The sequence below is a fragment of the Glutamicibacter sp. AOP12-B1-11 genome (assembly GCF_052379245.1).
Taxonomy (GTDB): Bacteria; Actinomycetota; Actinomycetes; order Actinomycetales; family Micrococcaceae; genus Glutamicibacter.
Window position 1 is genome coordinate 123,792 of record NZ_JBQSYL010000010.1, and the last position, 10,544, is coordinate 134,335.

General features: G+C 55.1%; 10 protein-coding genes. 9 read left to right on the forward strand and 1 reads right to left on the reverse strand.

Going from position 1 to position 10,544, the window contains the following annotated elements; genetic code table 11:
* Positions 1 to 127 precede the first annotated feature (127 nt).
* From ctaE to ACT3UQ_RS08095, 9 genes are all read left to right on the forward strand, one after another.
* Positions 128 to 766: an aa3-type cytochrome oxidase subunit III gene (ctaE, locus tag ACT3UQ_RS08055; RefSeq protein ID WP_181150320.1), complete on the forward strand. Its 639-nt coding sequence runs from the start codon at positions 128 to 130 to the stop codon at positions 764 to 766.
* Positions 767 to 841: 75 nt separating this feature from the next.
* The gene (gene qcrC / locus ACT3UQ_RS08060; protein WP_096284485.1) at positions 842 to 1,636 is read left to right on the forward strand and encodes a cytochrome bc1 complex diheme cytochrome c subunit; all 795 of its coding nucleotides are present in this window, start codon (positions 842 to 844) and stop codon (positions 1,634 to 1,636) included.
* A 69-nt stretch (positions 1,637 to 1,705) separates the two neighbouring features.
* Positions 1,706 to 2,755: a cytochrome bc1 complex Rieske iron-sulfur subunit gene (gene qcrA, locus ACT3UQ_RS08065; protein WP_444636891.1), complete on the forward strand. Its 1,050-nt coding sequence runs from the start codon at positions 1,706 to 1,708 to the stop codon at positions 2,753 to 2,755.
* Positions 2,756 to 2,757: 2 nt separating this feature from the next.
* Positions 2,758 to 4,428 carry a cytochrome bc1 complex cytochrome b subunit gene (gene qcrB / locus ACT3UQ_RS08070; protein ID WP_444636892.1) on the forward strand — a complete coding sequence of 557 codons (1,671 nt, stop codon included), beginning with the start codon at positions 2,758 to 2,760 and terminating at the stop codon, positions 4,426 to 4,428.
* A 590-nt stretch (positions 4,429 to 5,018) separates the two neighbouring features.
* The gene (gene yczE, locus ACT3UQ_RS08075; RefSeq protein ID WP_219843893.1) at positions 5,019 to 5,927 is read left to right on the forward strand and encodes a membrane protein YczE; all 909 of its coding nucleotides are present in this window, start codon (positions 5,019 to 5,021) and stop codon (positions 5,925 to 5,927) included.
* 38 nt (positions 5,928 to 5,965) lie between these two features.
* Positions 5,966 to 7,135 (forward strand): M23 family metallopeptidase, encoded by a 1,170-nt coding sequence (locus ACT3UQ_RS08080; RefSeq protein WP_444636893.1) that lies wholly within the window; start codon positions 5,966 to 5,968, stop codon positions 7,133 to 7,135.
* A gap of 672 nt (positions 7,136 to 7,807) precedes the next feature.
* A complete protein-coding gene (locus tag ACT3UQ_RS08085; protein ID WP_096284493.1) occupies positions 7,808 to 8,422 on the forward strand; it encodes a hypothetical protein in 615 nt (204 codons plus the stop codon).
* Positions 8,423 to 8,845: 423 nt separating this feature from the next.
* Complete coding sequence (locus tag ACT3UQ_RS08090) at positions 8,846 to 9,370, forward strand: hypothetical protein (RefSeq protein WP_096284495.1); 525 nt, start codon at positions 8,846 to 8,848, stop codon at positions 9,368 to 9,370.
* Between the two features lie 54 nt (positions 9,371 to 9,424).
* Entirely contained in the window at positions 9,425 to 9,988 is a 564-nt protein-coding gene (locus ACT3UQ_RS08095; RefSeq protein WP_141393495.1) for a phosphatase PAP2 family protein, read from the forward strand.
* Here ACT3UQ_RS08095 and ACT3UQ_RS08100 read toward each other — a convergent pair.
* A complete protein-coding gene (locus tag ACT3UQ_RS08100; protein ID WP_096284499.1) occupies positions 9,965 to 10,294 on the reverse strand; it encodes a hypothetical protein in 330 nt (109 codons plus the stop codon). The two genes, ACT3UQ_RS08095 and ACT3UQ_RS08100, sit on opposite strands and share 24 nt — an antisense overlap.
* Between the last annotated feature and the right edge of the window lie 250 nt (positions 10,295 to 10,544).

Below are 10,544 nucleotides of genomic sequence, written 5' to 3' on the forward strand. Positions count from 1 at the left end.
TTGTAGAAAGAGTTTCTCGGCTACTTCCGCGTGTTTCCGCGGTTGTTCTCTAAGTGTGTCGTAGAAAACCTCATTCAACCATGGTTTGCATTGGTATCTGAGGCCTGTTTAGAGACATAATGACAGTGTGACAACTGCGACTCATGCCCCAAATACGACGGCGCCACATGCGCCGAACCGCCCAAACATGGTGTCGGTGGGAACGATGGTGTGGCTCTCCAGCGAGCTCATGTTCTTCGCCGCCCTCTTCGCCATGTACTTCAGCCTCCGGGCTGCCGCGCCCGAGCTTTGGGCGACCGAAACTTCAAAGCTGAACGTACCGTTCGCGCTGATTAACACCTTGATTCTGGTGTCCAGCTCGTTCTCGTGCCAGATTGGCGTTTTCAAAGCCGAAGAATTCAAGCCTCGCCGTTCCGGCGGACTTTTCAAGTTCAAGGAATGGGGAATGATCGAATGGTTCATCCTGACCTTCATTCTCGGCGCGATCTTCGTCTCTGTTCAGGCTTACGAATACGCCGTGCTGGTTAGCGAAGGCGTAGCGCTGAACTCGAACTCGTACGCTTCCTCGTTCTACATCACCACTGGCTTCCACGGCATTCACGTGCTCGGCGGCCTAATAGCATTCTTGCTAATTATTGGTCGAGGAATGCTAGCTAAGAAGTTTGGTCACTTTGAAGCGACCGGCGCCATCGTTGTGTCTTACTACTGGCACTTCGTTGACGTTGTGTGGATCGCGCTCTTTGCGATCATCTACTTCTTGCAGTAGGCAACTAATATCCATCGGTTGCCTCCACAGAAGTATGGCAACACCACACCAAGAAACTAAGTGAGGAACCAGCAAGTGAAGGCTCTTTCGAAAAAGCGCCGCCACCCGCTCGCCGCTGTGGCCCTGCTGTTGTTCGGATTGCTGGTCACCGGCAGTCTCTACACTGCAGCCGGTAGCGTAAGCGAAGCGAAGGCAGCGGAAACCACTTCTGCATCGGCAGCCGATGTAGAGGAAGGCCAGAAGCTTTTCGTAGCCAACTGCGCCACCTGCCACGGCATGAACGCCGAAGGCTCCGAGGAAGGCCCCTCGCTGATCGGCGTCGGCGCCGCAGCGGTTGACTTCCAGGTAGGCACCGGCCGTATGCCAATGCAGATGCAGGGCCCGCAGGCCCAGGTTAAGCCAGTTCAGTTTGACGAAGACCAGATCTCGCAGATGTCGGCCTATGTTGCGAGCCTCGGCGCAGGTCCAGCAATTCCGGACGAAGAATATCTGGACACCACCAAGGGCGACGCAGCCCACGGTGGCACCGTATTCCGCGTGAACTGCGCAATGTGCCACAACGCCGCCGCAGCAGGTGGCGCGTTGACCCGCGGCAAGTTCGCACCGACGCTGGCCGGCGTCTCAGAGAAGCACATTTACGAAGCGATGGCTACCGGTCCGCAGAACATGCCAGTGTTCAACGACTCGAACATCACCCCGGACGAGAAGCGTGACGTTGTCACCTTCCTGAAGACCATCGAAGCTAATGGTTCTGCCGGTGGCGCTGCACTTGGATCCCTGGGTCCAGTGGCTGAAGGCCTCTTCGTATGGACCGCCGGTTTGGGCATCATTATCGCCTTCACCATTTGGTTGACCTCGCGTCCTTCCTAAGGCTTTCGCGGTGAAAACCGCAAACATCACTACGTACATATATTCCTAACAGAAGGATGAGAGAGAAACATGGGCGACCATAGTCACGGCAGTCCCGAAGAATCGGGCACCGTTGCTAAGGCTGACGATGTAGCTCAGGACCGGTTTACCGATCCAGGACTCCCCCCACATCGTCCGCGTCTCGCAGATCGCGATCCGCGCGCAGCCAAGCGACACGAGCGCCAAGTTGCGCTGCTATTTACCATCTCCATCATTGGCACGCTGTTCTTCTTCGTGGCTTACTTCGTCCTGGGCCACCTGGGTGAAATGACCTTCGCTGAACTGCGTGTGCAGAACGCTGCACTGGGCCTGGGCACCGCATTCGCGATGCTCGGTATCGGTGTGGGTATTGTTCACTGGGCCAAGACTCTGATGCCGGACCACGAACTCGTTGAATCACGTCACGAGATCAGCTCCGAAGCAGATCGCCAGGATGCAGTCGATATCATCGACACGGTTATCGATGAGAGTGGTATCAAGCGCCGTCCGCTGATCCGCAACACCTTGATCGGTGCCATTGCCTTGGCTCCGATCCCAGCAATCTTCATGTTCCGCGACCTGGACCGTACCGGTAAGACCGCGCACGAGATGATCGATTCCATGCGTCACACCCTGTGGGACACCGGCGTTCGTTTGACTCGCGATCCATCGGGTACCCCGATCAAGGCCTCGGATGTGCAGCTTGGCTCCGCTTTCCACGTGATCCCAGAGGGTCTGGACGAAGCGGAGAACATGCTGAACGAAAAGGCCAAGGCCGTTGTGCTGCTCATGCGCATGGACCCACAGGAGATGAACATCTCCGAGGGCCGCGAAGACTGGCATGTGGATGGCATTGTTGCCTACTCGAAGATCTGCACCCACGTGGGTTGCCCGATCGCATTGTACGAGCAGCACACCCACCACCTGCTGTGCCCCTGCCACCAGTCGACCTTCGACCTTGCCAACGAGTGCAAGGTAGTCTTCGGCCCGGCTGGACACCCACTTCCGCAGCTGCCTATCACCGTGGACGCTGACGGCTACCTGGTAGCCCAGAGCGACTTCCACGAACCTGTTGGCCCGAGCTACTGGGAGCGTGGTTAATCATGGCATCGACTAATGAATACACCCCCTCGACCGCTACCGGACGGATCGCGAACTTCGTCGATTCCCGCGTTGGCGCTTCGGGCATGGTCAAGGAATTCGGTCGCAAGATCTTCCCTGACCACTGGTCCTTCATGTTTGGTGAAGTGGCGCTGTACACCTTCGTACTGTTGCTGCTCTCCGGCACGTTCCTAACCTTCTTCTTCGATCCTTCGATGACGCACGTGACCTACAACGGTTCGTACGTGCCGCTGAAGGGCATTGGAATGTCGACCGCCATGGCTTCCACCCTGGACATCTCCTTTGATGTTCGCGGCGGCTTGTTCATGCGCCAGGTTCACCACTGGTCCGCACTGCTCTTCGTAGCTTCCCTGTCCGTGCACATGCTGCGCGTATTCTTCACCGGCGCCTTCCGTCGCCCACGTGAATTGAACTGGGTTGTCGGCGGCGTGCTGCTGATCATGGGTCTTGCAGCTGGTTTCACCGGCTACTCCCTCCCAGATGATCTGCTTTCCGGCAACGGTCTGCGCATTATCGATGGTGTGATGAAGGCACTGCCTATCGTTGGTACCTACCTGTCGATGTTCTTCTTCGGTGGAGAGTTCCCGGGCTTGCACGTCATTCCCCGCTTGTACTCGCTGCACATCATGATCGTGCCTGCGGTGATCATCTTGCTCCTGGTGATCCACCTGTTCATGGTTGTGACCCACAAGCACACCCAGTATCCTGGCCCAGGCCGCACCAACGACAACGTTGTTGGCTTCCCAGTTGGTCCGGTATACGCAGCGAAGGCCGGTGGCTTCTTCTTCATCGTCTTCGGTATCGTGGCATTCATTTCGGCGCTCTTCCAGATCAACCCGGTCTGGAACTACGGTCCGTATGACCCATCGCCGGTTTCTGCTGGTACCCAGCCCGACTGGTACATCGGCTTCGTCGATGGCGCCTTGCGTTTGATGCCTGGTTACCTCGGTAACTTCAGCTTGGAATGGGTTATTCCATTCCCTTGGGGCGACAACACTTTGATCTTGAGTGTTCTGCTTCCTGCATTGGTTCCTGCCGGCGCACTGTTCGCAGTGATGTTCGCCTGGCCATGGATCGAACGTTGGATCACCAAGGACAACCGCGAGCACCACCTGTTGGACCGCCCGCGCAACGCTCCATTCCGTACCGCGGTGGGTGCCGCTGGCGTGGTCTTCTACTGCGTGATGTGGGCAGCTGCCTCGTCTGACTTGATCGCAACTCACTTCCACATATCGCTGAATGACGTCACCTACTGGTTGCGTACGCTGTTCTTCCTGGGCCCAATCTTCGCCTTCTGGTTGACGCGTCGTATCTGCTTGTCGCTGCAGCGCAAGGATCGTGAGATCGTACTGCACGGTCGTGAAGCTGGCATTATCCAGATGTCCCCTGAGGGTGGCTTCTCGGAGAAGCACGAGGAAGTCGACGTGTACAAGCGTTACCTCCTCACCAACTTCAACGACAACAAGTACATTCCGGCACAGCCGGATGCAGCAGGGCACGTCTCCGGTTCGGAGAAGCGCCGTGCGGCGATCTCGAAGTTCTTCTTCGAAGATCGTGTTGCCCCAGTTACCCCAGCGGAGCTTGAAGCTGCACACGCAGCCCACGGCCACCATGAGGTTGAGGGTGAAAAGCAAGACTCGATCGAGAAGTAAGCTCGACTCGCATTAGTCACAAGAAGAGGGGCACACCAGTTGGTGTGTCCCTCTTCTAGGTTTAACAGCGCATTGCTGCGCTCTGCTCCCCCGCAACCGGCTTTCCTCGCGGGCAGCTCCACCATCTCCGGGCATTCAGTTGAACGTGGCGGCGTTCCCAACTGATCATTGAGCACATCGGCTGTCGTGAAGCGTCTCGCCCAAGCATTGGACCGCTTCCCCAGGCCCGCAGTACTGGAACCACGCGCATACGAGGCAGCCAACCCGCTTAGTGGCCTGTGAGGCGCTCCGGAGCGCCGCCTGCGAGCACGTGCTGGTATGCGCGGATACTCGGCGGCGAGAGGGCCGCACAGACCCTCTGAACCCTGAAACCTGTCTATCCACGTATGGCCTAACGTTTTGTCATGCGAACCACTTGGGCATAACATCAGGTCAGCGATGGTTAGTCAGTCGGTGTAGTGAGTTCGGAATGATCAGATCTCCGCGATTTGGACTGCAACGCTCCTCGCTCACACTGATTCAGCCGACAAACCACGGTGGTTCAATTCTCAGCCCCGCTAGAGCAGTGTTTTTAATCGAAAGTAGTTTTTGTGAAGAAGAAAAGTGCAAGTGACAATCCTGCCACCCTTGTACGGATGAATGCATTTCAGCAGTTCTCAGCTGGCAGGAAGCTGCGCAGAATTCCGCAACTGCTCTTGGGGCTGGCCGGCTATGGCGCTTCAGTAATGCTCCTTGTGCAGTCCGGACTAGGCGCAGCAAGCTGGAATGTCTTAGCTGAAGGAGTAGCAAATACGTTCAGCATCTCGTTCGGGTGGGCAACCAATATCATTGCGGTACTGGTGTTGCTTGCTTGGATACCAATCAAGGAGCTTCCGGGGCTGGGAACTTTCCTGAACGTCTTCATCGTTGGATTCGCTGCCGACGCAATGGGTCTCGTACTTCCCGTTCCGGATAATCTCACCATGCAGATCGTCTACTTCGCGACCGGCATCATCCTCTACAGTTTCTTCGACGCCCTCTATCTTGGCGCGCAGTTTGGATCCGGCCCTCGAGACGGACTGATGACGGGCTTGATGCGCATTTCGGGTCAGCCGGTCTGGAAGGTCAGAACGGCTATCGAAATCACTGTTGCGGTTGCAGGGTGGTTCATGGGCGGCATGGTTGGCGTTGGCACCGTCGTGATTGCTCTCTGCGTCGGTCCGCTGATCGGCTTTTTCCTCCCACGCGTGACCGTCAGAATCCGCCCGGATCTCTCGCAGGCCGTGTGGTTCAAAGGACTGGCGCCTTACCTCTCAGAGAACGCGCGGAAGACTTTCCAACAGACCTCTAACATCAACATCACGGCAACGAAAGTGGCGAAGGTTCAAGAACCGGTTCAAGGTTCCTCGCCGGCCATCGCCACCGTGAGCGTGCAGACAAACGCTGACTCGTTGAAATTTCTGCTCAGCCGCGCAGACGGACAGTGGATTGTCGAGAAAATTACGAGCGATCCTTCGTGAAGCGCCCTGGAATCCTCGGTGTCTTGGGCTTGATTACTATGCTGATCTTCGGGCTGGTCTTTGGCGGAATTATTATCCTCGGTGACAGCCCCCGCAGCGAGGCCGACATTGAAACTGACTGTTCACCAGAGGGGGCTGTGCCGAAAGAAGTCAACGTCAAAAACCTGCCCACCACCGACGTTGGATCCAACAACAAACAGCAACTGACCAACGCTGCGATCATCATCAACGAAGCAAAAACAGCGGGAGTCAAACAGCAAGGCGCGATCATTGGCCTGATGACCGCCATCCAAGAAAGCTCCCTGAAAATACTCGCCAACGACGGGTCCTGGGAGTACCAGGAAGGCTCCCGCATCATGACGAAACCCGAATGGGCACAGGCACGTCAAACTGTGGTGAAGTCCCTGGATCTTCCTCATGAAGGAGTCGGGCACGCGTGGGATGCGCTAAGTCTCATGCAGCAACGGCCGAGTGCAGGATGGGGCACCGTTGAGCAGATCATGGACCCTTCCTATGCAGCCGGCACGTTTTTCAGCCGTCTGAAGAAGGTGCCCGACTGGGAATCGCTGCCTTACGAGCTGGCCGCGGAAAAAGTCCAAGTGTCGGGACTGCCTGATAATTATGCGCGCCAGCGTGCCGACGCGGAACTGCTCTACGCCGCGCTGCAAGGTGCCACCGTGGAAGTCTCTGAAGACGACGAATCCTACGCGCAATGCAAGGACGGAGGCGACACCAGAAAACCAGACTCGGGCGACCCCTATGATGGGCCCACCAGCGATTCCGGATGGGTCTTCCCCGTGGAGAACATTTCAAGAATCCAATACAACTATGGTGAAAATCGGGGTCAATGGCCGCACGCAGGTGAAGACTTCAGCTCACCGAAAGACACGCCGATCTATGCTGCAGCCGATGGCCAGGTTATCCGGGCTAGCTGCTCCAACCTGGTGGTTGGCCGATCCCCATGCCAGATTCAGATCGACCACGGACAAATCGGTGGGCAACGGGTCAGCACACTCTACGTGCATATGTTCGAAAATGGTGTGCTCGCCAACGTCGGAGACGAAATGGAAGCAGGGGAGCGCATTGGCAAAGTCGGAACCAATGGCAACTCCACCGGGTATCACCTCCACTTTGAGGTGTGGCTCGGCAAGAAAATTATAAATCCCGTGGCATTCCTTAAAGAACAAAGTGTGAAAATCCCTGCCTAAGGATTGACAGAAAGCATAGAAGGGTCAGTATCCAGGACTATTTTACTACTGATGACGCCAAGGTTGGAGATCGTGGCTTTGGTTTCCTATGGGTGGTCTAATAATTTCTCAAACCATGTACAGCATCTCGTTTTTATATACAACCCTTGATTTAAATGTTGTAGATGCTAGCGTGACTGCCAGGGAATCTTCAGAAAAAGGAAAGGGTATTCCCAAAACGACAAATTATCGAAGGTGGTCAAGGATGCATTGGGCACTCCCAAAAAGAGTTAGAACAGCACTAGTGGCTGCAGTTCTAACGGCATTAGTCGCCACGGTTCTGGTAGCAATTGCCACTGGATCCGCTCAGGCGGCTCAATACACATACGCAAACGACACCCTGATATCGAAATTACAAACTCGAAGCAGTGGGTATAGAGCATCAATAAACGGTGCCGTAGTGAACTTGCAGCCTTTTAGCGCGGACGGAGCATCAGCTTCTGTGTCGCAAGAAACCTACCGACCTGCTCCATATGAGCTAATAAGTTTTACCACCGTAGCATCCATCAATCAGATCTTCACAAGAGCATATGACGTGCATCAGAGGTGCTTCTGGAATTTCCCTCACAGGCCCGGAGATATTGGGCAACTGAGGATAACTTGCAAAGTGAAGTACTAAGTTAGGAGAGAGCAATGCGAAGGATAGAAGCATTTTCTGCGTTGGGAGTCATGGCTCTAGCCCTTGTCGCAGTAGCAGCGCCAGTGTCAGCAGCGGACCAGTCGTACATGGCGGTCCAAGATCTAGTCCCAGCGTTGGCGGAGCCGCAGGCTGAATTAGACAGAGGTTTGCCCCTTGATGTGTTGGATGAGTTAGGAGGTTTGAATCCTGATTCGACACGGTTCCTCGGTGAAGACGATAAAGCGAGCTATTGGGTAGCGCAGGACGAACCATCCAATGTGTGTCTTGTGATCCACACCAGCTGGTCAACATCCTCTTCATGCGCGGATTTTCCGAGGTTCCATAGATCAGGCATAGGCATGGCAACTGGGCAATCGTATGAAGTTCCCGAGGACATCATTGAAGCGTACTTACTCCCATCGGATATTAGTCCTGAGCAAATTGCCGAGACCGGAGCCTATCGCGATGTGAAGTTGTCTAGTCAGGCGACCAAAAAACTAGAAAGTGACCTGCTTGTTGTCGATACAGCAGCAAGTGACAAATTGTCCGGCGAGACAATCGAACGTTCATCCGGTGAGAGTTTCCAGTTCACTCCACTCGAGTATGGTCCTAGCAGTGAGGGCAAATGATGCCGATCGAATTGTCAGCTAAGCGGTGGTTGGCCATAATTGTAGTCGCCATCATGGCCTTTGTGGCAGTGTCGATTTCTGTAACTTCCGCCCATGCGGCTTCTTTCCAATACGCAAAGAACATTAGTACACCAGAAAACGTTCGAAGGCATTCTGGTCCCAGGGCAGTGGTGTATGGCGGGAGTTCCACGGTTCAGCTAGGCATCGGAACGCACACGATCAAGACTTACTACTCCCATCCTGGCTATCGTGTAGTTAGCGCCAATACTTCCGAGGCAGGGCTGATAAACAACATCGTTCATGTTGCGAAAGAAAACGCGTCAAGTGAGTGCTACTGGTCATTTCATGGAATCGGTGGAGACGCGAAGCTTGATTGCTGGGTGAAATGAGATCAGGACGCCTAGGAATAAAGGGAGTGATCTGATGTTGATTAAAAATTACGCCAAGACTGTGAAATTTGTTGTTTCAGGTGTGGCGATAGCGTTGATTTATGTCCTCACTCTTGGGGTGTTGACCGCTCAAGCAATAGGGTTGCGCGGAGGGGCGGTTCTAAACCTAAATAATGAACTTGTAGGTGTGCAAGATCCAAGTGTTCCGTACTTACAGATAGTTGCTGTAATGGGGGTTGGGCTGCTTGCGGCTTATGCTGTTTGGTACGCGCCTCGGCGTCTGCCGACGAGCAATCAGCTTGCCTTGACCATAGGTTTCTTTTCCACAAGCGTGGCCCTTGTCGTGTACAGCTATGCGTTTATTGAACGAGGCAACCCGATGCAAAGCATAGCTACTGGAGAACTTGAGGGATGGGAAGGGTGGTTGCTAAAGGCCAGTAATGAGTCTTCCCTTCATCTTGTGCTGGCACTGGCTTTCTGCCTTGGCGTATATCAGGTGATTGGAACGTTGCGAGGAAGTGCGAGAAGCAGTAGTGAAAGTGGCACAGGGGGCTCCTAGCCCTCTCCCGTATGAGATTATCGTTCCGAGGGATCAGATTGCTAGGCTCAAGCGGTGGAAAAATACGCCAGATTCATCAGCAACATTGCTTCACCGCCTGCACTAGTCACTCTCGTACTCCTGAGCACTCCTCTAAGACATGCCCACGTCGCGTGGCCACCAACCTTGGTGGCCACGCTCTTCGTCGGACTGATTCCCTGGGCGGCGCTGATCTGGATGAGACTGCGCGGACAGGTCACCGACGTGCACGTCACCCAACGCCAGCAACGTTGGCCGATCCTGCTGATCACCCTGATATCAATCCTTGGCGGAATCGCCGTGCTGCTGGCGGTTTCGGCGCCAGGCCAGATCATTGCCGAAGTGCTTTTCATGCTTGCCGGATTGGTCATCGTCGGGATCGTGAACCTCGCTTGGAAGCTTTCCATCCACGCGGCGCTGGCCACCTTCGCAGCCCTGCACTGTCTGCTGGCCTTGCCTGCAGGAGCGCAGATCGCGGTAGTGATTATCGCTCTGGTGGGATGGGCGAGAATCCGCAGCGGCCATCACACTCCCACACAAGTCATGGCGGGAACTCTCATCGGCGTTCTGGTGAGTTTAGGAGACCTTTTGGTGGTGTAAACGAGGGGAGAAGGGGACTTTATGGCGGTGCAGCGTGGTGGAGATCCAACCCAATGTCACACCTGCCAACACGAACAGCATCGCCGGATAGACAATCAAATCAGTGAGCCAGTCCAGCTGCCGGTTCGATAGCTCCACCAAATGTCCCATAGGCGAGATCACGCCGAAGGCAAAGCCGATCGCCATCAGCTTTTTTGAGTAATAAGGAACCCGGTACACCGAGCCCACGGTTGCCTGCACAAGCGGTCTGACCAGCATTGCCGAGACCATCGCGGGATAAATGTAGAGGGACAGCTTATAGAGCACGACCTCAGACTCTTTTTCCCTGAAGTCGGGGTCTGAGGAAGATCGGTACGGAAATTCACGCTAACGACATCCCGGTGTCGATCCTGGCGTGGATAGGGCTCGCGAAAAAGCGAAATGCCCGACGCAAAGCTTTCGCAGTGTGGGGCAACGGATGAGAGCCGCACGTCATCTTTCGGTGGTGGCAGGAAGAGGTCACGGAGTGATTGTGCCGGTTTTCTTGCGTTGGTCGCGTTCAACGGCCCGGTAGATA

What these genes read in the sequence shown, in the direction of transcription:
- ACT3UQ_RS08080 (WP_444636893.1), top strand. Translation starts at nt 5,966, where the DNA reads ATGCTGATCTTCGGGCTGGTCTTTGGCGGAATTATTATCCTCGGTGAC.
- qcrA (WP_444636891.1), top strand. Translation starts at nt 1,706, where the DNA reads ATGGGCGACCATAGTCACGGCAGTCCCGAAGAATCGGGCACCGTTGCT.
- qcrB (WP_444636892.1), top strand. Translation starts at nt 2,758, where the DNA reads ATGGCATCGACTAATGAATACACCCCCTCGACCGCTACCGGACGGATC.
- ACT3UQ_RS08090 (WP_096284495.1), top strand. Translation starts at nt 8,846, where the DNA reads ATGTTGATTAAAAATTACGCCAAGACTGTGAAATTTGTTGTTTCAGGT.
- ACT3UQ_RS08085 (WP_096284493.1), top strand. Translation starts at nt 7,808, where the DNA reads ATGCGAAGGATAGAAGCATTTTCTGCGTTGGGAGTCATGGCTCTAGCC.